Origin of the sequence: Halorussus halophilus (genome assembly GCF_008831545.1) — an archaeon.
Lineage (GTDB): Archaea > Halobacteriota > Halobacteria > Halobacteriales > Haladaptataceae > Halorussus > Halorussus halophilus.
The window spans coordinates 1495459-1517233 of the sequence record NZ_CP044523.1 but is presented as its reverse complement, the minus strand read 5'-3'; the positions used below and the strand labels follow the sequence as shown (position 1 = coordinate 1517233).

At 61.8% G+C, this 21775-nt stretch carries 28 protein-coding genes; 17 read left to right on the top strand and 11 right to left on the bottom strand.

The genetic code is table 11. The features are described 5' to 3' along the window. Positions 1-13 precede the first annotated feature (13 nt). On the bottom strand, positions 14-700 hold the full coding sequence (locus F7R90_RS07420) for a twin-arginine translocation signal domain-containing protein (RefSeq protein ID WP_158056616.1): 687 nt from the start codon (positions 698-700) through the stop codon (positions 14-16). 152 nt (positions 701-852) lie between these two features. Here F7R90_RS07420 and F7R90_RS07415 point away from each other — a divergent pair, with 152 nt between their 5' ends. Next, a complete protein-coding gene (locus F7R90_RS07415) occupies positions 853-1485 on the top strand; it encodes a uracil-DNA glycosylase (protein ID WP_158056615.1) in 633 nt (210 codons plus the stop codon). Between the two features lie 69 nt (positions 1486-1554). On the opposite strand, the gene F7R90_RS07410 is transcribed toward F7R90_RS07415, so the two are convergent. Then, entirely contained in the window at positions 1555-1755 is a 201-nt protein-coding gene (locus F7R90_RS07410) for a hypothetical protein (protein ID WP_158056614.1), read from the bottom strand. Between the two features lie 307 nt (positions 1756-2062). On the opposite strand from F7R90_RS07410, the gene F7R90_RS22695 reads away from it, so the two are divergent. Then, the gene (locus F7R90_RS22695) at positions 2063-2197 is read left to right on the top strand and encodes a DUF7128 family protein (protein ID WP_267905110.1); all 135 of its coding nucleotides are present in this window, start codon (positions 2063-2065) and stop codon (positions 2195-2197) included. A gap of 42 nt (positions 2198-2239) precedes the next feature. Here F7R90_RS22695 and F7R90_RS07405 read toward each other — a convergent pair whose 3' ends face one another. The 3 genes from F7R90_RS07405 to F7R90_RS07395 are packed head-to-tail and all read right to left on the bottom strand — an operon-like array spanning position 2240 to position 3400. Further along, positions 2240-2671 (bottom strand): DUF6653 family protein, encoded by a 432-nt coding sequence (locus F7R90_RS07405; protein WP_158056613.1) that lies wholly within the window; start codon positions 2669-2671, stop codon positions 2240-2242. Between the two features lie 32 nt (positions 2672-2703). Further along, positions 2704-2952, bottom strand: coding sequence for a DUF7508 domain-containing protein (locus tag F7R90_RS07400; protein WP_158056612.1), 249 nt, complete (start codon positions 2950-2952; stop codon positions 2704-2706). A 13-nt stretch (positions 2953-2965) separates the two neighbouring features. Then, complete coding sequence (locus tag F7R90_RS07395; protein ID WP_158056611.1) at positions 2966-3400, bottom strand: DUF5796 family protein; 435 nt, start codon at positions 3398-3400, stop codon at positions 2966-2968. Positions 3401-3518: 118 nt separating this feature from the next. Here F7R90_RS07395 and F7R90_RS07390 point away from each other — a divergent pair, with 118 nt between their 5' ends. From F7R90_RS07390 to F7R90_RS07380, 3 genes are all read left to right on the top strand, one after another. After that, on the top strand, positions 3519-4145 hold the full coding sequence (locus F7R90_RS07390) for a hypothetical protein (RefSeq protein WP_158056610.1): 627 nt from the start codon (positions 3519-3521) through the stop codon (positions 4143-4145). An 81-nt stretch (positions 4146-4226) separates the two neighbouring features. Further along, complete coding sequence (locus F7R90_RS07385) at positions 4227-5093, top strand: shikimate kinase (protein WP_158056609.1); 867 nt, start codon at positions 4227-4229, stop codon at positions 5091-5093. Beyond that, positions 5051-5356 (top strand): chorismate mutase, encoded by a 306-nt coding sequence (locus F7R90_RS07380; RefSeq protein ID WP_158056608.1) that lies wholly within the window; start codon positions 5051-5053, stop codon positions 5354-5356. The genes F7R90_RS07385 and F7R90_RS07380 overlap by 43 nt, the downstream gene beginning before the upstream one ends. A 17-nt stretch (positions 5357-5373) precedes the next feature. Here the strand turns inward: F7R90_RS07380 and F7R90_RS07375 are convergent, their stop codons facing one another. Continuing rightward, positions 5374-6366, bottom strand: a complete 993-nt coding sequence (locus F7R90_RS07375; RefSeq protein WP_158056607.1) for a winged helix-turn-helix domain-containing protein — start codon at positions 6364-6366, stop codon at positions 5374-5376. Between the two features lie 294 nt (positions 6367-6660). Between F7R90_RS07375 and F7R90_RS07370 the strand changes: the two genes are divergently transcribed. Further along, on the top strand, positions 6661-6927 hold the full coding sequence (locus F7R90_RS07370; protein WP_158056606.1) for a hypothetical protein: 267 nt from the start codon (positions 6661-6663) through the stop codon (positions 6925-6927). A 173-nt stretch (positions 6928-7100) separates the two neighbouring features. After that, positions 7101-8444, top strand: coding sequence for a cytochrome P450 (locus tag F7R90_RS07365; protein WP_158056605.1), 1344 nt, complete (start codon positions 7101-7103; stop codon positions 8442-8444). Between the two features lie 63 nt (positions 8445-8507). On the opposite strand, the gene F7R90_RS07360 is transcribed toward F7R90_RS07365, so the two are convergent. Beyond that, the gene (locus tag F7R90_RS07360) at positions 8508-9362 is read right to left on the bottom strand and encodes a CPBP family intramembrane glutamic endopeptidase (RefSeq protein WP_158056604.1); all 855 of its coding nucleotides are present in this window, start codon (positions 9360-9362) and stop codon (positions 8508-8510) included. A 459-nt stretch (positions 9363-9821) separates the two neighbouring features. On the opposite strand from F7R90_RS07360, the gene F7R90_RS07355 reads away from it, so the two are divergent. After that, positions 9822-10691, top strand: a complete 870-nt coding sequence (locus F7R90_RS07355; protein WP_158056603.1) for a hypothetical protein — start codon at positions 9822-9824, stop codon at positions 10689-10691. A gap of 18 nt (positions 10692-10709) precedes the next feature. Here F7R90_RS07355 and F7R90_RS07350 read toward each other — a convergent pair whose 3' ends face one another. Together F7R90_RS07350 and F7R90_RS07345 are read right to left on the bottom strand one after the other, a co-directional pair. Further along, positions 10710-11390 carry a carbonic anhydrase gene (locus F7R90_RS07350; protein WP_158056602.1) on the bottom strand — a complete coding sequence of 227 codons (681 nt, stop codon included), beginning with the start codon at positions 11388-11390 and terminating at the stop codon, positions 10710-10712. A gap of 39 nt (positions 11391-11429) precedes the next feature. Beyond that, positions 11430-11828: an alpha/beta fold hydrolase gene (locus tag F7R90_RS07345; protein WP_158056601.1), complete on the bottom strand. Its 399-nt coding sequence runs from the start codon at positions 11826-11828 to the stop codon at positions 11430-11432. 180 nt (positions 11829-12008) lie between these two features. Between F7R90_RS07345 and F7R90_RS07340 the strand changes: the two genes are divergently transcribed. Further along, complete coding sequence (locus tag F7R90_RS07340) at positions 12009-13112, top strand: CNNM domain-containing protein (protein ID WP_158056600.1); 1104 nt, start codon at positions 12009-12011, stop codon at positions 13110-13112. Position 13113: 1 nt separating this feature from the next. On the opposite strand, the gene F7R90_RS07335 is transcribed toward F7R90_RS07340, so the two are convergent. Continuing rightward, complete coding sequence (locus tag F7R90_RS07335) at positions 13114-13503, bottom strand: hypothetical protein (RefSeq protein ID WP_158056599.1); 390 nt, start codon at positions 13501-13503, stop codon at positions 13114-13116. 94 nt (positions 13504-13597) lie between these two features. Here F7R90_RS07335 and F7R90_RS07330 point away from each other — a divergent pair, with 94 nt between their 5' ends. After that, a complete protein-coding gene (locus F7R90_RS07330; protein ID WP_158056598.1) occupies positions 13598-14146 on the top strand; it encodes a GNAT family N-acetyltransferase in 549 nt (182 codons plus the stop codon). On the opposite strand, the gene surE is transcribed toward F7R90_RS07330, so the two are convergent. Beyond that, the gene (gene surE, locus F7R90_RS07325) at positions 14143-14913 is read right to left on the bottom strand and encodes a 5'/3'-nucleotidase SurE (RefSeq protein WP_158056597.1); all 771 of its coding nucleotides are present in this window, start codon (positions 14911-14913) and stop codon (positions 14143-14145) included. The genes F7R90_RS07330 and surE overlap by 4 nt on opposite strands. Before the next feature lie 193 nt (positions 14914-15106). On the opposite strand from surE, the gene F7R90_RS07320 reads away from it, so the two are divergent. The 7 genes from F7R90_RS07320 to F7R90_RS07290 all read left to right on the top strand — a co-directional run bounded on the left by F7R90_RS07320 (position 15107) and on the right by F7R90_RS07290 (position 21771). Then, the gene (locus F7R90_RS07320) at positions 15107-16273 is read left to right on the top strand and encodes a GNAT family N-acetyltransferase (protein WP_158056596.1); all 1167 of its coding nucleotides are present in this window, start codon (positions 15107-15109) and stop codon (positions 16271-16273) included. 152 nt (positions 16274-16425) lie between these two features. Continuing rightward, entirely contained in the window at positions 16426-17328 is a 903-nt protein-coding gene (locus tag F7R90_RS07315; RefSeq protein ID WP_158056595.1) for a TylF/MycF/NovP-related O-methyltransferase, read from the top strand. 54 nt (positions 17329-17382) lie between these two features. Continuing rightward, a complete protein-coding gene (locus tag F7R90_RS07310) occupies positions 17383-18075 on the top strand; it encodes an SDR family NAD(P)-dependent oxidoreductase (RefSeq protein ID WP_158056594.1) in 693 nt (230 codons plus the stop codon). Positions 18076-18166: 91 nt separating this feature from the next. After that, a complete protein-coding gene (locus F7R90_RS07305) occupies positions 18167-19261 on the top strand; it encodes a metal ABC transporter substrate-binding protein (RefSeq protein ID WP_158056593.1) in 1095 nt (364 codons plus the stop codon). Further along, positions 19258-20046, top strand: a complete 789-nt coding sequence (locus tag F7R90_RS07300; RefSeq protein ID WP_158056592.1) for a metal ABC transporter ATP-binding protein — start codon at positions 19258-19260, stop codon at positions 20044-20046. The genes F7R90_RS07305 and F7R90_RS07300 overlap by 4 nt, the downstream gene beginning before the upstream one ends. Beyond that, entirely contained in the window at positions 20043-21053 is a 1011-nt protein-coding gene (locus F7R90_RS07295) for a metal ABC transporter permease (protein WP_158056591.1), read from the top strand. Before F7R90_RS07300 ends, F7R90_RS07295 begins: the two co-directional genes overlap by 4 nt. A 1-nt stretch (position 21054) precedes the next feature. Beyond that, positions 21055-21771: a metal-dependent transcriptional regulator gene (locus tag F7R90_RS07290; RefSeq protein ID WP_158056590.1), complete on the top strand. Its 717-nt coding sequence runs from the start codon at positions 21055-21057 to the stop codon at positions 21769-21771. Positions 21772-21775 lie beyond the last annotated feature (4 nt).

Here is a 21775-nt window from a genome sequence, read left to right as displayed (position 1 = left end):
AACGAGGGTGTAGCTACGGGCCGCCGCTCTCGACCGTGATGTTTCCGACCATCGTCCCCGGGTGAACTGTGCATCGGTAGCGCGACATCTCCACTGTGGCGACGAACTGCACCGCCTGCACGGCCCCCTCTTCAGTCAACTCTTGGGACACGTCCACGAGTTCGCCAGCGAGCGTCGTCACCCGGCCTTCGGCAGTCGGCGTCTCGGTCGCTGCCGTCGTCTCGTTCGTCGCCGTCTCCTCCGCCGTTGTCGTCCCCTCTGCTGTTGTCGTCTCGTTCGTCATCGCAGTCGTCTCTTCGACCCTCGTGACGGTCTGGTTCATGCCGCCGACATCGACTTCGCTCGCGTCGATTGGCTTCAGAACTTCCAACCTGTTCCCCTCAGCGTCCTCGATGCTGAACGTGTGTGGCAATCCGTCGCGGTTCACCCAGACCACGGTGTAGGTCGTCCCGCGTTCGAGCGAGAGCGTCGGATTCGTCCGTCCGCGAATCGACTCTGGTGCGACGCCCCGCCATCCTCCCCGGCGGCCCGCGAATTGAATCGGCGACTCTTGTGCGGCTACGTCCGTGCTGAACGCGCCGAGCGTTCCCGACACGCCGACTGTGGCCGCGCCGATTGCACCCGTGGCTTTCAGAAATCGGCGTCGTGACGACGCTTCGGTCGTCTCTGTTCTCTCCGTCTTCGACTTTCGTGCTGTCATCGAACCCCCGCCGAACGAACCGCGAGGAGTTCGATAAACTTCGCACACCGTTTTCGCCGGGAAACAGCCCGTTGAACCCGTGTATCCGAGATTGCCGAACCACTGTCGGCGTCCCGTCCCGCTTTTACTGCTCCGGTTCCACGGTACGGACGATGGACGCGAACCAGCAGACTCGTTCGAACCCCTTCGGGATGGACGAGGCGTGTACGAACTGCGCGGCACTCTGCGAGACCCGCAAGTCGCTCGTCCACGGCTACGGCGACGTGGGCGCGGACTTCCTCTTCGTCGGCGAGATGCCCGACGCGGGCGCGGACGAGACAGGTGTGCCGTTCACCGGCGACGAGCGCGGCGAGGCACTCCAACACATTTTGGGCCTGCTCGGACTGAACAACTCTCTGCCGAGTTCCGACGAGCCAGAACTGGAGAACGTCTTCGTCACCTACCTCACGCGCTGTCGTCACCCCGAGCGTCCGCCGACAGACGAGGAGATTACGACCTGCGAACCCTATCTGAACGCCGAGATTCGGATGATAAACCCCGAAATCCTCGTACCGGTCGGCGAGCGCGCGCTCGAAGCAATCGCGACAGAGTACACGACGACGCCCGCGGACGAAATCAAGATGACGGACCACCACGCGACGACGATTCGCGGCCGCGGCTTCGAACTCGTGCCGATGGCCGACCCGCTCGAACAGAACGAGAGCGAGCGCGAGGCGTTTCTGGACCACTTCGAGTCGCTGATGGACAGCGACTACCGGCAGACGAAAGGGCGACGAGGGCGGTAGAAACTACAGTTCTTCTCACTGCTCAGTCGAGAATCCGGCACGCCTCGCTTCGTCGTCAGGGTCGTCTGCTTACCAGTACGGGTTCGCTCGCCAGCGCTTCGACCGCGCGCCCCATCGAACTGCGGCGAGGACGACGACGACGAGCAGTGCGGTGACAGCCAGTGCGGCGGTGTAGCCCGCAATCGCCGTGAGAAGTTCGACCAGTCCGCCTACCACGACGAAGGCGAGTGAGGCCACGCCGAGCGCGGCGAGGAGTTTCGTCCAGTTCATGCTGAGAAATGTTGCGTGAGGTGGCATAAAGAGATGGCCTTCGAAGTAGCCAATGGTGGCTGATACTTGATAAATAAGTTCTCGAATCTTCACGGCCGACCCGGCGCGCGCGGTTGCGGTGCGGGAGTCGCAACAGCATGCAGAAGACGCGAGAATTCTGGCCCCTGGTCGGCCAGAATTCTTCGCGTCCCTTTTTTGATCCACATTTTTTCGAGGAGTGGTGCCGAGCGCCTACGGCGCGACGGCACCCGACTCGAAAAAAGGTGGTGGAGCAAAGGATTTGTCGGGCGACCGTGTATCTTCTAGCATGGTCGTCAAAACTGAGCGCGACGACATGACGTGGTATCGATGCGAGGGGTGTGGCATGATGTTCGACAGCCAAGAGGACGCCGAACAGCACGAACAGAACTGCGACCACGAGGACCCTTCGTACATCCAGTAACGACGCCGAGTAGAACTCGTCTCGCTCGACAGACGATTCACATTACCTCTCGTACAGTTCGACCATCCGATGGAAGAACAGCAACATACACAGTAGCGAGACCACCGTCCCGACCGTCGTCCGAACGGGCCGACGCCGAATCGCCGAGCGAATCGTCCCCAGATGTACCGGCGCGGTAAGCGCCACGAACAGCGCGTCCAGCGGCGACGAGCGGATACCCGCGTCGAGCCACACTTTCTCCCCAAGCACTACTCTGGTCGCCCACGCCGAGTCGTCTGCCGGTTCTCCAAACACGAGCGGGTTCAGCGCCACGAAGGCGAGCGTCCCGAACAGGAGCGACCGCTGTCGTCGATACAGCGCGATTACGAGCGTCGGATACGCGACCACGAGCGTCCAGACGCTCCACGGGTTGGCGTGCGACGACCAGAACAGTCGGTCCGAGAGACTATCCTCGCCGACGAGCGAGTGACTCATTGGGACGAAAATCGGCACGCAAGTACAAAACTCTACAACCCCGCGCGCTCTCGGTGTTCTGTCGCTAACTCCTCCGCCTGCGATTTCGTCTGGCAGGTCTCCCAGCGAACCTGCTCGCCGCGACCGTACGCCAGCGCGTCTTTCAACTCGTCGCGCAGGACGCCCCAGCCGACCTCCAAAATCTCGCCGTCTTCGTCGCCCAACTCGTAGACGCCGTAGCGTTCGGGCGCGCTCCCGATGGTTTTGCGCTTCAACGGCTTCCACTGTTTCGGTAAGCTCACGATTTGGTCTCGTTCAGTCGTCCGCTTCGTTCACTATCTCGTAGGACGCTTCCCCGAGTTCGTCCTCTTCGAAGACGAACACGCGCCCGCGGGCGACTTCAGGGTCCGCCTCGACTTCGATGGCGTACCCGTCCGCGCGCACCGTGACGCCGGGGAACATCTCTTCTTCCTCGTCCGGTTCGAGCATCAGTCGGCCGACGCCGCTCTGCTCTAAGATGCTGTCGTGGGTGTTGCGGTCGTTGACGTACATCAGGACGCCCTCCGTCTCCGTCGGGTCCGTGACGAGAATCTGGACGAGTTTGCCGGGACCTGTTCGCAGGGTGTCTTCGACTTTCTTCGGGACGCCGTGGTAGAACGTCTCTCGGTCGTCGTTGTACTGGACGACGATGCCGTCCTCGGTCAACTCCACGCCGAGGGTGTCGGGGGCGACGTCGTTGCGCGCGCTCATACCCGACCGTTGACTCGCTGGCGACAAAAGCGACGCGCTCCAGCCCTCGCCTGAAACTCAGTTTCCTTCGCTCCGCTCGGGGACAAGACACTTACCGAACGGCAGTATCCCTTCTGACATGTACCGCCGAGTCGTCGGAGTAGCTGCACTCCTCATCGGGGTCGTCGTGGTTTCCAACCCGCTCTATCTGTCGTTCTGGCACGACCAATATTATCACTCGACTGAGGAGGTCACTGCCGACAGCGTTCCCGAAGAAGCCGACGTACTCGCCTACCAGAACTTCTCGCCGGACGGAAAAACCGCGTTCCGCAAGGCCGTCGAAGACGACGAGGGTCACTACGTCGTCTACTACGAAAGCAACGTACCAGAGGAGTTCTTCTACAGCGACTACTCCAACCTCGGGAAGGGTCTGTACTACGTCCAGTACCAGGGTAACTACTACCGATTCAGCACCTACGCAGGCGGTGGGTTCCCGTTCACCTATTGGTTCTACGAGGGTCTCCTCGCACTCTTCGGTCTCACGCTCGCCGTCGTCGGCCACCGAACGTACGAACATCGGGAGTCGTCGTGGCCTGCGGTCGCCCTCTCGCTACTCGCGGTGGGACTGCTGGTCGGAAGCCCACTGTTTCGGTTCCCCTTCGGTGAGAGCCTCTGGATGGACGCCGTGATGATCGCACCGCTAGTCGGCGGAGTGGTCGTATTCCTTCCAAAACTCAGGCAACTTGGAGATGCCGACGAGACGTAACCACTGAAAGAGACCCCACCAAAACCGCCGCCATTTGCACCGACCGCCAGCGTCAATACGTGCCGCGAGAGAGTCACCTGCATGGACGGCCGGGCATCGGCACTCGCGGCGGGCACGGTACTGAACGCCCTAGCCTGCGGCAAAGGCTCGGCGTTCGCCATCGACGCCGAGACGACTGCCGAGGTGACGCTGGACGACTCTGGAACCGTCTCCGGTGAAGTCGCCGAGGACCCGGACGCCGACACGCGCCTCGTCGAGCGGTGCGTCGAACTCGCAGTCGCTGAGTACGGCGAGACCGCTGTGAACGAGCAGTTCGGTGGCCACGTCCGAACCGAGAGCGAGGTCCCGATGGCCGCGGGACTCAAAAGTTCCAGCGCGGCGGCGAACGCGACGGTGCTGGCCACACTCGACGCGCTTGGAGTCACAGGAGATGTCTCGCGCGAAGACGCGTGCCGACTCGGCGTTCGCGCCGCTCGCGACGTGGGCGTGACAGTCACTGGGGCGTTCGACGACGCCAGCGCCAGCATGCTCGGCGGCGTCACGGTCACGGACAACCGCACCGACGAACTGCTCGCCCGAGAGGAGATTTCGTGGGATGTGCTGGTCTGGACGCCGCCCGAGCGCGCCTACAGCGCGGACGCCGACGCGAGTCGCTGCGAGCGAATCGCACCGGTCGCGGAACTGGTCGCGGACCTCGCGCTCGACAGGCGCTACGCCGACGCGATGACTGTCAACGGCTTCGCGTTCTGCGCCGCGTTAGGCTTCTCGGCCGACCCGATGGTCGAAGCACTCCCCGACGTAGCGGGGGTCTCGCTGTCGGGCACCGGCCCCAGTTTCGTCGCGGTCGGCGAGGAGGACAGGTTACGAGACGTGCGGAGCCGATGGAACGAACGAGAGGGTACTACATGGCAGACGACGACACGAAACGACGGCGGCCGGACGAGATGAGCCTCGCGGAACTCCGCGAAGAGATAGAGAGCATCGACCGCGAGATGGTCGAACTAATCGCCAGACGGACCTACGTCGCCGAGACGGTGGCGCGGGTCAAAGAAGAGAAGGACATGCCCACGACCGACGAGGGCCAAGAGCAGCGCGTGATGGACCGCGCGGGCGAGAACGCCGAGCGATTCGACGTGGACGCGAATCTGGTGAAAGCGATTTTCCGGTTGCTCATCGAACTGAACAAGGTTGAGCAGCGCGAAAGCAGATAGCCGAATTCGGCTGTGGCTCAAGTCCTCTCACTCACGTCGATGACGTTCAACTCCTCGTCGAGCGTGAGTCGGAGTTCGTCGCCCTCGTACTGAATCCTTACGCGAACCAGAGGAGGGTCCGTCGAGATGAGTTCTTGAGAATGGTGAGCCTGGAGATGTAACTCGATACGTGGTTGGAAATGGATGCCATCCTCGTACTGGAGGGGGACACCGTGGTCGTAATAGAAGGCGACCACCGCGGGATGGTCGATGACGAGCCACCACGGCACCATCTGGTGGTGACGTTTGCAGACGGAACAGCGAAAGCGAGCGACGACGGACTCCTGGAATCCGCAACTGGGACACAGACCCTCCGAGGCGTGGTCGTCACAGAGATGCAGCCAGCCGTCCATCGGGCCCCAACACGCGTCACACACCCCGCCGAGCCCGAAGTTCAACAATCCACCAGTCCAGGCTGCATTGAGCATCTCTTTCGGACTCCGGCCGGCAAAGCCAGCCGGGTCGAACTCCCCCGCCGCGAGCAGTCCCTTGGGTCCATCAGCGAGGCCTTTTTTGCCATCACATTCGGTGCAAGCCCAGAAGAGCATCTCGTCCCTGTAGGTGACTATGGTGGGGGCGCCACAGAGGTAACAGTCCTGATCGATTTCGGTCGGGTCGAGAACTGGGTCTTGGATGCCCGTGCCTGCGATGACGGTCTGTACGAGATGGAGTCCGGCGCGCCGGAGTTCGTACCCCGCGTCGGTTTTGCGGATGAAGTGCCCGACCAACTGGTTGAGGTGATAGCTGAACTGGCCACCCTGCGGGATGTTAACCTGGTCGCGTAGCTCGGTGAACGAAACGGCGTTTTCGATTGCGAACGGGTCGTACGCGTCCCAGAGAGCCAGCAAGATCGCCAGCCTCGTCTCGTTCCCCAAGATGGCGAACGCCTCAGCCGCGCGGGACCCATCGTCGCCAGCAGCCGCCTCCAGCGGTGAGTCGGTGTGGTCGCCTCGTTCCCCCGTCTCAGTCATACGTGGAGCTACGATAAACAAGTACGTATACCCTCCCAAACCTCGGTTTTCTAGCTGTAACGTGGTTGAGACACGAGTCTAGCTGAATCGAAGTCCAGACACGTAGCTGGCTTAAATGTTTTTCAGATAACACTTATCGGCGCGGGGGACGTCGTCGAATCCAGGGGTGAGTTCAATGCACATACCACCGATGTTCCTCGACGTAACGTTCGAGACAATCACATTCCTGCTCAGCTACGCAACCATCTGAGCGCACGGACAGCAGAAGTTCATCACCACCAGAGAGCCGACAGCATGCCAGTCGAACTGTTGCTCCTGTTGCTCGCTTGGGCCGCGATTGTGAGCCTTCTCGTCGTCGTCCCATGGGTAGTCATCCGACTGACTGTGGCCGTCCTTGAGGCAGATGTGAGCACACTAGGAGCCGACAACGAACAGGAACAGCCACACCAAGACGAGGCGCCAGTCGCGGTACTGTCGCAGGGGTCCGACGCGGACGACACTGACGACGCAGTGTCACCGACGGCCTTTGCCAACGAGAAGACGGGCAGGTCTCCGAAATAGAGCCGCTCAAGCTCCGTCTTCGGTCCGTAACTCCTGAACACGTGTTTCGGCCATCGCCTCCAGAGCAGGGTAGTGCCGCATAGTCAGTTGCGGTAGTCATACGCTTCACCGAACACTGTCTCCTCACTCAGTTGCCACCAACTTCATCTGGTAGTTCAAACTACAATTAGACGATGAGCGAGTTGCCACCCGGCCCGAGCGGACTTCCCCTCGTCGGTAGCACGGTCTCGTTCGTGCGAGACCCGTTCTCGACCTACGAACGGTGGGCGAGCGAGTACGGGGACGTGGTCGCCGCCGACATCGCGGGTCAGACGTTCGTGATGGTCGCGCACCCAGACCAAATCGAGCGCGTGCTGGTCACCGACCAAGAGTACTACGGCAAGGGGTCGTTCCAGCGCGACCAGTTGGGCGACATCGTCGGCGATGGCCTGCTGTTGAGCGAGGGCGAAGCGTGGCGCGAGCAACGCGACCGACTCCAGCCCTCTTTCTTCCGGGAGCGACTCCAGCAGTACGCGACGACGATGGTCGAAGAGACCCGTGCGCGCACCGAGGACTGGGGTTCCGGTGACACCGTCGTTCTGAACGACGAACTCCAGAACCTCACGCTCGCCATCATGGCGAGGACACTGTTCGGGTTCGACATCGAGGACGCCGACGGGCAGTTCGCAGACACCGCCCGAACCATCAGCGAACGGTTCAACCTCTCGCACGTCTCGACGTACCTCCCGCCGTGGATACCTACGCCGCGAAATCGTCGCTACCGGAGCGCACTGAAGAACCTCGATACGGTCATCTACGACGTCATCGACTCGCGCCGAGCGGAGATGCGAGAGGCGGAGGAAGAGGATTCGCAGGAGGACCTTCTGTCGGTGCTGCTCGCGGCGTCCGACGACCCGGAGACCGACCTGACTGACGAGACGCTGCGGGACGAGATTGCGACCGTCATTCTGGGCGGCCACGACACGGCGGCGCTGGCGATGACGTACACGCTCATCGCACTGTCTCGACATCCAGCGGCCGAGGAGAAAGTCAGGGAGGAACTCGACGCAGTGCTGGGCGACGAGGACCCGACGGTACCCGACCTTCCAGCGCTCTCACGGCTCGACGCGGCAGTCAAGGAAGCGATGCGCCTCTATCCACCGGCGTACACGCTGTTCCGCGAGCCGAATCAACAGGTGGAAATCGACGGCTACGACGTTCCGAAGGGAGCGATACTGACGATTCCACAATGGGTCGTCCACCGCGACGAACGGTGGTTCGACGCACCGGAGGAGTTCCGGCCGGACCGCTGGAGCGACGAGTTCGAGGAGTCGCTTCCCGAGTACGCGTACTTCCCGTTCGGTGGCGGCAAGCGCCACTGCATCGGGATGCGTTACGGGTTGATGGAGACGAAACTCGTGGTGGCGACGCTTCTCCAGCGATTCGAATTCGATTTCCAACTACCGGAGCTGTCGTTCTCGGCGGCGTTGACACTGCAACCGGCAGAGCCACTTTCCATGGAAGTGGAGAAGGTGTAAGTCTGCAGTTCGAATCTGAAACCCGTACTGTGTGATTGTGAAACGCGCTACTTCGGGTCCTCGCTACCGGGAGTCACCCGCTTCGTGACGGCTATCCTCGCCGTAGCTACGCGCTGTGTCAGACGAATCTGAGGACGGTTTCAACCCGATGCGTTCGGTGCCGGGACGCCGGGAGTTCGAGAGGTCAGCGCCACCGTACACGAGGACGATTCCGACTGCGATGCCGACGAGGACGACGCCCGTCGTGCCCTCTGCGAGTAAGTTCAGCCACGGGTCCGGAACGCCTCCCGGAGCGAGAGCAGCCTCGTCTGCAGGGTGGAAGATTCCCATCGCGTTGATTCCGGCGTGGAAGACGGCGACTGCGAGGACGCTCCCGCCAGTGTTGTTGTACATCCACGTCCACAGAATAGACCCGGCGAGTATCGTCCCGACCCAAATGAGTTGCTGTGAGAGAGACCACCCGGCGTGCGTGGTGTTCGCGTTGAGGAACAGCGGGAGGTGCCACCCTGCCCACGCGACTCCGACGAAGAGGCTAGCTGTGAGGGCACTGTACCGTTCCTGCAACACCGGAAGCATGAACCCTCGCCAACCGAGTTCTTCTTGACCACCGCCCCAGAGGACGCCCCATATCATCGCGAAGAGGTAGATGCCGACGAACGGTATCGACTCGAAGTCGGTAGGACCACCTCCGAGTACGTAGAGTCCGCTTCCGACCGCAAGAACGGCCAACGGAAGCAGAATAGCGATTGCCCACCACCGCAGTCCGATTCGCCAGCGAAACACCTGCGAGAGCCACGCTCGCAGGTCGCCACCGGTCGCCCAAACCACGACTGCGGCACCGACCGGCGGTCCGAAGGCACTGAAGCCTACGAGTATCGACAGCGTCCACGAGGCTTGCATGTTCGAGTACGCCAACACTGCCTGAATACTCCACGTGAACGCGTAGGTGACGAGGAGAAAACTTGCGAGGCGGTGGCGGTCTATCCACGACTGGACGCGACTTCGTTCAGTGGCTGTGGTAATCTGTCTGAAACGTCATCCAACAGCTGTGCGGAAAGCCATTGTGCTGATTCTCTGTCGGCGAGAACCGGAAACTGCGAGGGTCGGACTAACTTTGTCGAGTCCGGGAGTCGTCTATTCTGACCGATAAAGGTCGGCGTCGGTGCCTACCCACACTACTGGGAGGCGACCGGTTCCCACGACCAGAGAACCGACAACTACCATTATCCTCTACAAAGACGTCGTTCTCTCCGAGATGCCTATAGTGATTCGTTCAATTTGCGTCCGAGAAATCCGACGCACAGCGACCTTCGTCCTGTCGGGGTCGAGGGCAATCGCAGTTGGCCAACGAACGGAGACGGCGCGGGGAGTCGGAGTATGACCTCCTCCCGCGTTTCCGTGCCCCGTCCGTACGTGTTTTCGTCGCTGGCGATTCTCGCGCTCGCGGCGCTGGCGACTGGTGTCGGCCTGTTCGTCCCCGAGTTCTACCGCGACGCCCCAGCACTCCTCCCGCAGGTGTACGGGCAGGACCTACTGACGCTACTCGTCGCGCTCCCGATGCTAGCCGCGTCACTGTACTTCGCCACTCGCGGGTCGCTCCGAGGATACGTCGTGTGGCTCGGCGTACTCGGCTATCTCCTCTACACGTACGCCTCTTACTCGTTCATGACCGCGTTCAACGAACTGTACCTGGTCTACACCACACTCCTCTGGTTGACGTTGGTCACGTTCGTCGGTGGACTGGTCCGACTCGACGCGGTCGCGTTGAAACGGTCACTCGGTGACCTCCCGGTACGGTCGTACGTACTCTTCCAAGGACTGCTCGTCGCGTTGATCGCACTCCTGTGGCTGGCAGAAATCCTCCCGGCGATTTTCGACGGGACAACGCCGCCCAGCGTCGCCGAGGCGGGACTGCCAACCTCAGTCATCTACGCTCTCGACCTCGGTGTCGTCCTTCCGGCGTTCGCACTCTCTGCGTACTGGCTCTGGCGACGCCGGGCGTGGGGGTACGTCTTCACGGCCGTCCTCCTCGTGAAAGCCACGACGCTCGGATTGGCCGTGCTGGCGATGGCTTACTTCATGATTCGTGCAGGGAGTGCCGTGCCGTTGCCCCAAATCGTCATCTTCGGAGCGTTGACGCTCGTCAGTGGGACGTTGTTGGGTCGGTTGCTCCTGTCTCTCAGCCCGAACGCTGATTCAGAGTCGCCACCGAGGGCTTCGACCTCCGACGCCGGCAGTGAGTCGTGACGATTCGAGATTCGGTGTTCAGTACTCCCAGAGCCGCTCGATTCGAGACTCGACCTCCGGATGCTCCTCGCGCAGTCCCTCGACTCCTGTCTCGCCATCGACGTTGATGACGTGAACTTCGCCACGTTTTCCGGAGTACACGTCTTGGAAGTCGTAAACGACACCGACGACGGTGACTTCCTCGGAAATTTCCTCGCTGTCTCGGAGGAACTCGACCTGCCTATCGACGTTGTACTCGACCAACCGATTGATGGCGTCGGTTCTGCTCACGTCGTCGGGAAGTGCCTCGACGCCCGCTTCGAGGCGTGGTTTCAGCAGGTCGATGCAGTGTTCGATGCCCGCAGGCTCTGAAACCCCGTCGGTCAGCGCGTCGTAGGTCGCCGTGACGGCTCCACAGCCAGTGTGGCCGACCACGACGGCGAGTTCCGTGCCGGTGTGTGCTACCGGGTAGAGTACGTCTCCCGAGACTGCTTCGCCGGAGTCGGTTCGCTGAACGACGCGGTTGCCGATGTTGCTACAAGTGAAGATGTGACCCGGCTGGTCGTTGCCCCACATCCGGTCTTGCAGGACCCGCGAGTCCGAGCAACAGACCGTAACCACGTCGGGGTGTTGGGAGTCCTGTACGTCGTCGAATCGCGAGTCGAACTCCGCGGCGTGTTCCGAATTGCGCTCCAGTAGTTCGGCGAACGTCTGGTGCATAACTCAGCCAACGCACTCCCCCAGATAGTTTTCTTCGGTCTAGCGTGCGGAGTGGATGCGACTTCGGAGCCCCGCGAGCGAGCCTGCTACTCGTCTGAAGATTGCGCGAACGGATGGGCCTCCACGAACGACCGCACCGCCTGCGGACGCGCCGACGAGGTGCGCAGATTCGATGTCGAAGGATTCGAGCAACGATGCGAGGTCCCGGTAGTGGTAGAATGGGGCCGTCGGTGTATCTGAGCGGCCGTACCCACGTAAATCGTACGCGACGACGCGGTAGTGTCGCGCGAGCGCCTCGAACTGAGCGTCCCACATACGATTGTCTGCGATACCTGCGTGGACGAGTACGAGTGGCTCTCCGCTCCCCGCATCCCGGTAGTACAGGTTGCCGCCGCCTACAGTTGCGACTCCAGTTTCCGGCGTCGGTCCGCGAGACATTGCCAAATACACGCGCTAACCGGCAATAAACCAGACGGGCGAAGCGAAACGGACTGGTGAATTGTTCGGGTATCCCGACGATGACTCGTGGAAATCACCCAATCGTCGCGTTTCTCCCGACGAATTATTGGGTGAGAAGCTAGCTTTTAATACCGTCGTTCGACACGTACAGAATACGAAATGGTCGATATCGCTACGGCAGGACGGTTGGTCGCCGGAATGGTGCTACTGCTCGGAAACGGATACTTCGTCACTATCGAGTTTGCCATGACCCGCGTCCGGCAGTTCGCCGAAGAGGAGTTCCAAGGTTCTCGGGGTTTGGAGAGAGCGTGGGAGATGACCGAGCGATTGGAAATCTACCTCTCGGGGTGTCAACTTGGCATCACAGTCTGTAGTGTCGGTCTCGGCGTCGTCGCCGAACCCGCGCTCGCGGCGGTACTCGACCCCGCGATTTCCGCGCTGGGACTCGACGGACTCCTCGGCGGTGGCAGCGAAGGCGGCCACACAGCGCTCGCTACCGTCAGCGCGCTCGGTATCATCAACCTCCTCCACCTCACGGTTGGCGAGCAGGCACCGACGTATCTCGGCATCGAGCGAACGAAGTTCGTGACCAAGTACGGCGCACCGATTCTCTACTGGTGGACCCGAATCCTCTCGCCCATCATCCGACTTGCAGACTGGGTTGCCAAGCGACTCCTCTCGCTGTTCGGCGTCACCATCACGCGTTCGTGGGCCGAAGAAGAACTCGAAGACGAGACGCCCGAGGCAGACACACGGGGCGAACTGCTCAGCCAGATGGGAGACGTGCTGGGGAACATGGACCTGCCTGCAGAACGACGGCGCGAGGTCATCAACGCGCTCGCTATCGACCGCATCGAAGCCGCGGACATCATGGTCCAGCGAGACGAGGTGGTGCCCGTCAGTACGAGAGCGACCACTGAGGAGAACTTCGAGACGATCCGCGAGACGCCACACACGCGGTTCCCACTCGTCGGTGCCGGTCTCGACGACCCCATCGGCACCATCTACGTGCCAGCACTCGTCAGAGACGAGGAAAAACTCGACAGTGGTGAGTACGACTTCGAAGACGTCGCCTCGCCGCTGCTCACGGTCGCTCCCGACATCCCGGTCAGTGACCTGATAGACACGTACCAAGACGAACAACAGGAACTGGCGCTCGTCGTCGAAGATGGGGAGACGCTCGGACTGGTCACTGCGACCGACGCCTTCGAGGCGATTGCGGGCGAGATAGAAGACCCGCTCGACGAGGAAGTCGAGGCTTGAACTAACTGCGCGTCTTCCCCTTCGACCACTCTTTGTACTTCCCACCGAGTCCGAACGCGAGTCCGACGAACAAGAGGAACAGCGCGAGTATCGTCAGGACGCCTTCTGGGTTCGTGTAGGCCGCGGCGAGTACGAGCCAGAAGAATCCGACGAAACATGGAACCGAAATCCACTCCCAGCGTTCGACCTGTTCGCTTTCGGACCGCAACTTGAGGAACAGCCATCCCACGACGACGAGTTGCGGGCCGTACTCGACGTTTTCCAGCCAGAACGTCGTTCCAAGGAGTATGTCAGCGAGCGCGAGAATTCCGAAGAGAGTACTCACGGCGGCGGTCACGAGCAGTGACCACGTGAGAATCCACCGTGGAGAACGCGACCGAGGAAGCGCCATTCAGTTCCCGACTCACGTCGAGAGACAATAATTCTACACGTTTCCGCCCAGTCAACGCGACCATTTTTGTACCGAGGCGCGAGACACCCCTCAGATGCAGATTCGAGACGCCACACCGGACGACGCGGACGCTATCCAGCACGTCGCCGTCCGCTCGTGTCGCGCGGCCTACGCCGACCTCGTGGACGACCCGGCGCTCATGGACGCGGTCGAAGACGAGAGATTCGCCGACGACTTGCGGACGTGGCTCGCCGGACTCGACGACACGGTGGCGTATCTCGTCGCGCTCCACGGAGACGACGACCCAGATCACGACGCCTCAGTCGTCGGCTTCGCACAGTTTCTGTGGGACGACCCGACGCTCGAATCGTACGTCGAACCGGGTGACGCCCTCCTGCAGTCGCTCTACGTGGACCCCGACCACTGGGCCGAAGGCGTCGGTACCGAACTGCTCGATGCGGGTCTCGACCGCTTGCCTGCGTCTGTCGAAACCGTCAAACTCGGCGTCCTCTCGAACAACGAGCGCGCGAAGCGATTCTACGCGAATCGGGGGTTCGAAACTGTCGGCGAGTCCGTCTTCGAGGTCGCAGAAACTCGGTATCCAATCGACGTGTGTGCGCGCCGGGTGACAGAGAGCGATTAGAACCGTTCAGCTAACTCGTCCAACTCGTCGTGATGCTCGGTCGTGTGCGGTGCGGTCAGCGGCGAGACGCTGATCTTTCCGTCGTGGACCGCTCGCCGGTCGGTTCCTTCGGGGTCCGGTAGGGTTTCGCTCTCCATCTGGTCCCAGGTGTTGTCGTGGAGCGTGACGACCCCATTGTCGCGGGTCGCGTCCATGTCGTAGACGTGTGACGGGCGAGTCACGGTCATCGGGGCACGCTCCTCGCTGGGGAGTGAGCCGTTGACGTTGAGGTACTCGGCGTGTTCGAAGACGCCTGCTTCCGTCGCGTTCTCGACCAAGTACCGAACCGCGTTGGCGACTTCCTCGTACTCCGGCACGGTGGTGTCTCTGCCCCACTCCTCTTGGGGAATGTGGAGCGACGCGGCGATTGCGGGCACGCCGAAGAACGCGGCTTCGACTGCGGCGCTGACCGTGCCCGAGCGCCCGAGGACGTACGCACCCATGTTCGCACCTTCGTTACAGCCGGAGACGACGATGTCGGGGTACGGGCCGAGTTCTGCGAGTCCGGCGACCACGCAGTCGGAGGGCGTCCCGCCGACGGCGTAGCCGAGTTCGTGTTCTTCGACGGGCACTTCGTAGGTCATCGCACGCCCGACGGCGCTCTGGTCGTCGGCGGGTGCGACGGTCGTCACGTTGCCGACCTCCGAGAGCGCGTCGTAGAGGGCGCGAATGCCGGGGCTGTCTATCCCGTCGTCGTTCGTCAGCAGGATTTCGCGGGAGTCGTTCACGTGCCAAAGATGCGACTGACCCGCCTAAAAGCTATCTGCAATCGTTCGCTGGCGTGCGGTGTCGTCGGTTCGAACAGCTTAACCCGCTTATTCCGACGTTAAATTCTGAATTGATCCAATACGGATTTTATCGTGGTACTACCGAGAAGATACTCTGCGTATAACGAAAGTCCGACCGATAGCAGTGGCGGCAATGAGTAACTCGACAGTCGCGGACGAACAGTCCACCCCGAAGGATTCCTACGAGATACGACCGTACGAGCGGGCCGACCGAGACGGCGTGCTGAAACTCGACCGAATCGTCTGGTCTCGGCGGCGGAGTCCGGAGTGGTTCGCGTGGAAGTACGAACAGAACCCCTACGTCTCGGACCTACCGATACACGTCGCAGAGTACGAGGGCGAAATCGTCGGTGCGAGACCGCTGTTGGCTTTCCGACTGCGCGTCGGCGACTCGACGCAAATCGCGCTCCAACCGGCCGACACGATGGTTCATCCGGACCACCGCGGCCGAGGATTGTTCACGCGCATGACCGAGCAGGCGATCGAGCGGTACGCCGACCGCGAACCGACGCTGTTTTTCAACTTCCCGAATCGGCAGGCCCAACCCGGTTACGAGAAACTCGGTTGGCGGGAAGCGGGGACGAGAACGACGTACTACCGGATTCAGAACCCCGAGCCACTGGTCTCGTCGCTCGTGGACGAGCGACTCGACCGCTACGCCGACGTCGCGTCTGGCGTCGCTGGCAGCGTCGGTAGTACGCTCGCCAGCGGGTTCAACGCCGTCCACGACTGGTTCGCAGACGACAGGAGTCACGTCTCGGTGCGCCGCCGCGACGACGTTCCGGCCGAACTGCTCGCCTCGCTGTATCGGCGAGCGATTCCCGAGAAGATTCACGCAGTGCGCGACGAGGCGTTCTACCGCTGGCGGTTCGCCAGTCCGGTCTGGGACCGAAAGACGTACCTCGCCGAGGAGGACGGCGACATTGTCGCCGCAGTAATCGTGCGCACCCGAACGAATACGGACGGAGTCAGATGGACGCAAGTGGCCGAGGTAGTACCACTCGGCGGCGGCAGGAGATGGCTCGATGCGCTGGCGCGCCTCTTCGGCCAGTTACTCTCCGACCATCGCCGGTCGCACATCGTCACTGTTCCTGGGTCCGTCCTGCCCCACGAGTTCCTTACCGCTCGCGGGTTCCGGCCCAACGACCGGTTGCCGCTCTCTCGTCTCAAGTCCTACCACCGGACGATAGCTGTCCGGCCGATAGACGACCTCGACCCGGAGTCGTGGCGAATCGACGGCGTCTCGCTGACCGACCCTTCGAACTGGCTCGTGTCCTACGGGGAGCGCGACACGACGTGAAAACTGGTTGATTTCGCGGGGACTATCCTCAATCTCTGTCGGCTTACCCTTCCACTGCGTCGTCTTCAGGCCGATTCGGACGACGGTAGTCCGAAACTAACGTCTTCTACCCTCCGTATAACAATGTCACTCACAGCAACATACTGCAATGGATGCATTCGAATAGAAACATTATCCAAACAATTCATAGACTGTACAAGATTGCGCTCGTCGGTCTCTGCTCGCCCGTCATCCTCGCGGAGTACCTCCACCCACGTACCGGGAGCGACTACGGCGTCGGATTCTTCGACAAGTGTCTCTTGGCGGCGAAGATGCTTCGCAACAACCGCGAAATTCAGACCGGTTCGACCTTCGTGGAACATCTCGTGATGGCCACGAAGATGCTGAACGTCCCCGCCCACATCGAGGGCTGTTTCGTGGAGTGTGGCTGTTACAAGGGAGGGAGCACGGCGAACCTCTCGCTGGTCGCGGACCTCTGTGGTCGGCAACTCGAAGTGTTCGACTGCTTCGAGGGCATGCCCGAACCAGACCAAACCGACGCGGCGCACACGCTCGTCGCCTCCGAACAGGTCCACACCTACGAAGCGGGCAGTTGGAGCGCGACCCTCGAAGAAGCGAAGTCGAACGTCGAGCGATACGGCGCGGGGTCGGTCTGCCGGTTCCACGTCGGCTACTTCGAAGACACCATGCCGGAGTTCGAGGAACCGGTCGCGGCCGCCTTCCTCGACGTTGGCCTCCGCGCGTCGGCAGAGACCTGCCTCGAAGAGTTGTGGCCGCTCCTCGGAGACGGCTGTTTCCTCTTCACGCACGAAGCCAAGCACATGGAAATCGCGAGTCTCTTCTTCGACGGCGACTGGTGGCGCGAACACCTCCACCGCGAACCGCCGGGACTCGTCGGTGCCGGGAGCGGTCTCGGTCTGCATCCGGGTCCCAACGGCTTCACCAGTCTGCTCGCGTACGTCGTGAAGAACCCCGACGCGCGAAGCTTCGACGTGGTGACCGACGACGGCGAGACGAACAACTGCGTCGATGCGAACTTCGTCAAAAGCGACTGATTCGGAGTCGCATCGACCCCGTAGCGTTTTCTCCTGCCCCGTCGTGCCCGACCCATGAACGTCGAACTACTCGACTCGCTCGACGGACAGGTCGCGCTCGTCACCGGCGCGAACCGGGGCATCGGTGAAGCAATCGCCCGCGAACTCACGAAGCTTGGAGCGGCGGTGTACGCCGGAGCGCGCGACCCGGAGAAGATTACGGCTCCCGACCAGCGACCGCTCGAACTCGACGTGACCGACGAGCGCCAAATTACTGCTGCCATCGACCGAATCGCCGACGAAGCAGGACGGCTGGACGTACTGGTGAACAACGCGGCCGTCTACGGTCCCGCGGGCAAGTTCGGAACGCTCGACCCCGAGGAAATCGAGACGACGCTCGCGGTCAACCTCCACGGCCCGGTGCGCCTGACGCGCGAGGCGATTTCGATGCTCACAGAACAGGGCGACTCGCGCGTCGTCAACGTCTCCAGCGGGTCGGGCCAGTTCTCCGGCGGTATCGACACCGGACATCTACCCTACGGTGTCTCGAAGACGGGGCTTAACGCCTTTACAGACGCGTTAGACGCCCAATACCCCGGCTTGCTAGTCAACGCCGTCTGTCCGGGGTGGGTCCGCACGGAGATGGGCGGCGCGAGCGCGCCCCGAAGCGTCGCAAAAGGCGCGGAGACGCCGGTCTGGCTGGCGCGCTTCGCGCCGGGAAGTCCGAGCGGGCGGTTGTGGCGTGACGGCGAAACCGTCGAGTGGTGAGTTGGAAGACCCGGCAGTGAATTAGATGCGTCTAATCCTATCTTTAGAACCCTAGTATTATTATATTCGGCGGTACTATCGGTCGGTAACCATGAAAGACGATAGTCGCTCGAAAACGAGCGATACGTTGTCACGAAGACGAGCTATCACTGCTGGGTCGGGGCTCCTCGCGGCCGGTCTCGCAGGCTGTCTCGGCGGCACAAGCGCCGGTGGAAGCGGGAACCAGTCGAACAGTCCGGACTCGAACGACGACTCCGGAGACGGTCCCGTCGCCGTCGCGTCTTTCTTCAGCTTCTTCGACTTCGGGCGCAAGATTGCCAAAGACACCCCGATTCAGGTCCGGAACCTCGTCCCGACCGGACTCCACGGTCACGGTTGGGAACCGAACGCGAGCATTACGAGGGACATCATCGAAGCAGACGCGTTCATCCACGTCGGGAAGGATTTCCAACCGTGGGCTGACCGCGCGATTCAGACGCTCAAGGACGACAACGTCGATACGCAACTCATCAACGTCCGGAAGGGCGTCGAACTAGCTGACCTCGCGGCGACGCTCGACCCCGAAGAGGAGGGCGTCGGCGAGGGACGCGGGAAAGACCCGCACTTCTGGCTCGACCCGCAGCGCGCGAAGAAGTCCGTAGAGAACATCACCGAGGGGTTGGTAGAGCTCGCACCCGACCACGAAGACGAACTCCGCGAGAACGCGAAGACGTACAAGTCAGACGTGCTACAGCGCATCGACGAAGATTACCAGAAAATCTTCGACGCGGCATCGCGGAAGGTCGTCCAACTCGCCGCCCACAACGCCTTCCAGTACATCGGCGTTCGGTACGGCGTCGAGATGCGCCCGCTCGTCGTGAACCTCGCGGCCAGCGGCGACGTGAAGCCGTCCGACATCAAGGAAGCCAAGCAAGTTATCGAGGAGAACGACATCAAGTACATCGGCAACGGCGTCTTCGAGTCCCGAAAACCAGCCAAGCAACTCCTCGCCGAGACGCAAGTCAAGGCGTACTTCCCGGTGACACCGTACGCTGGCGTCCGTGAGGACTGGGTCGAGAACAACTGGGGCTACGAAGAAATCGCATACAAGATCAACATGCCCACCTTCGAAGTCGTCCTCGGCAACAAGACGCCCGAAGAGGCCGGTCCCGACGGTTGGGCGAAAGAGTGGAGGAACTTCGAATGAGTTCGAGTATCCAGACGCGCGAGGAGCAGACCGACGAAACGACGCCCCAACCGTCGATAGTTGAACTGTCGAACGTCGATTTCGGCTACACCGCGACTCCGGTCGTCGAAGACATCTCGCTCCGCATCGACTCGGGAGAGTACGTCGCCATCGTCGGCCCGAACGGGTCGGGAAAATCGACGCTGATGAAACTCATGCTCGGTCTGCTCCGGCCAGACGAAGGCACTGCCCGCATCTTCGGCGAACCGTCGCACAAGTTCGACGACGGCGCTCGAATCGGCTACGTCGCCCAGCACGCGAGTGCCTCGAAAGAGATGCCCATCACGGTGCGGGAAGTAGTGAAGATGGGCCGGTTCCCGCACGTCGGCTTCGGTCGTCTCACAGCGGACGACTGGGACATCGTAGACCGGGCACTCGAAACAGTCGGTATGACCTCGTTCGCAAATCGTCGCGTGACCCAACTCTCAGGTGGCCAGCGTCAACGAGCGTTCATCGCGCGGGCACTCGCCAGCGAAGCCGACCTGCTCGTCTTGGACGAACCGACGGTCGGCGTGGACGCCGAATCCGTCGAGGCGTTCTACGACCTGCTGGAGATACTGAACGAGGAGGGCATCACGATTCTGCTCATCGAACACGACCTGAGTGCCGTCACCGAACACGCAGAGCGCGTCGTCTGTCTCAACCGAGAGATATACTTCGACGGCCCGACCGGAGAGTTCGTCGAGAGTGATGCACTTGGTCGCGCGTTCGGCACCGCCGCGAACTTCGTGGGTGGTACAGAATGATGGAGTTACTCGTCGGTCCGTTGCAGTCGAGTCCCCTCGACTCGGTCCTCGCACCGCTGTACTGGTTCCTCTCGCTGTGGTCGGAACTCATGTTCGCACTCGGGCGAGCGACCGGTCTCGAACTGCTCCAGTACCAGTTCATGCACCGGGCCATCCTAGTCGGTCTCTGTATCGGCGTGATGGCTCCGCTCATTGGCACGTTCCTCGTTCATCGCCAACTCGCGCTCATCGGGGACGCCTTAGCTCACACTGCCTTCGCCGGTGTCGCGGTCGGGTTGTTCCTCAACGCTGTCCTCGACTTCGGCGTCTCGCCGTACCTCACAGCCGTCGTCGTCGCTATGATTGCAGCACTGCTCATCGAACTCATCTCCGAGGCGACCGACGCCTACAACGACGTGTCGATGGCTATCGTCCTCTCGACGGGGTTCGCCTTGGGGACGACGCTCATCAGCATCAACGCGGGCGGTCTCGCGGTCGGCGTCAATCAGTACCTGTTCGGGAACCTCTCGACGGTTTCGGCCGAGAACGCCGCGATACTGCTCGTGCTGTTCGGTATCATCGTCGGGACCGTCGCACTGACTCGCAACCAGTTGCTCTACGTCACGTTCGACGAGACGGCCGCGGCCGTCTCCGGCCTCCCGGTCAGTTGGTACAACCGCGTGATGGTCATGCTGACCGCACTGGTCGTCGTCGGCGCGATGCAGATTATGGGCGTCATTCTCGTCGCCGCGATGCTCGTCGTTCCGGTTGCCGGGGCGTCACAGGTCTCCCGAAGCTTCAACGAATCGTTGCTGGTCTCCATCGTCCTCGCCGAACTCGCGGTTCTGCTCGGTATCGGTACCGCCTACTACGGCGAAGCGACTGCGGGCGGCGTCATCGTCCTCATCGCAGTCGCCATCTACGCCGGCGCGGTCGTCCTCGGCAAAGTGCAAACTGCAATCGGTGAGGAAAAGACCCCGGAGGTCGGGAGCATCGACGCCGACGAGGCCGAACCTGCCTCCGACTGAGATGGACTTCTCCGAGATGGAAGAACAGAGTTCCTCGCGGTCTCGCTCGGCAGTGACTCCGTCGATGGAGAACTACCTGCGACACATCTACAATCTCGAACGGGAGGCAGATGGCTGGGTCTCGAACACGCGCCTCGCAGAGCGACTCGGCGTCAGCAAACCGACCGTGACGAGCATGTTCGACGCACTCGCCGAGCGAGACCTCATCGAGCGGGAGAAATATCGGCCAGTTCGACTCACCGAGGAAGGGAGAACCACCGCGCTCGACGTCGTGCGCAAACACCGACTCGTCGAGGCACTGCTCGTCGAGGTGTTCGAGTACGACCTCAGCGAAGTCGATTCCGAGGCAGACGTACTCGAACATCACGTCAGCGACCGCCTCTGTCGTGAAGTCGAGCGCGTCCTCGGGATGCCGGAATTGGACCCCCACGGAGACCCGATTCCGGACGCGAACCTCGACGTTCACGACGAGGAAGCAACACTCTCCTTGGTCGAGGCACCCGAAGGGTCGCAGGTCGAAGTCACGCGCATCCTTTCTCACGACGACGAGACGCTCGACTACCTCGTCTCCGCTGGCATCGAACCCACGGCGTCTCTCGTCCTCGAAGAGAAGACCCCGGTCGGACTGATAACCGTCGCTGTCTCGGAGACCGGCCGCCAGACGAGTCTCCCGGAGAGCGTCGCGGCAGAAGTCCTCGTAGCCCTCGTGGACGACTGACACT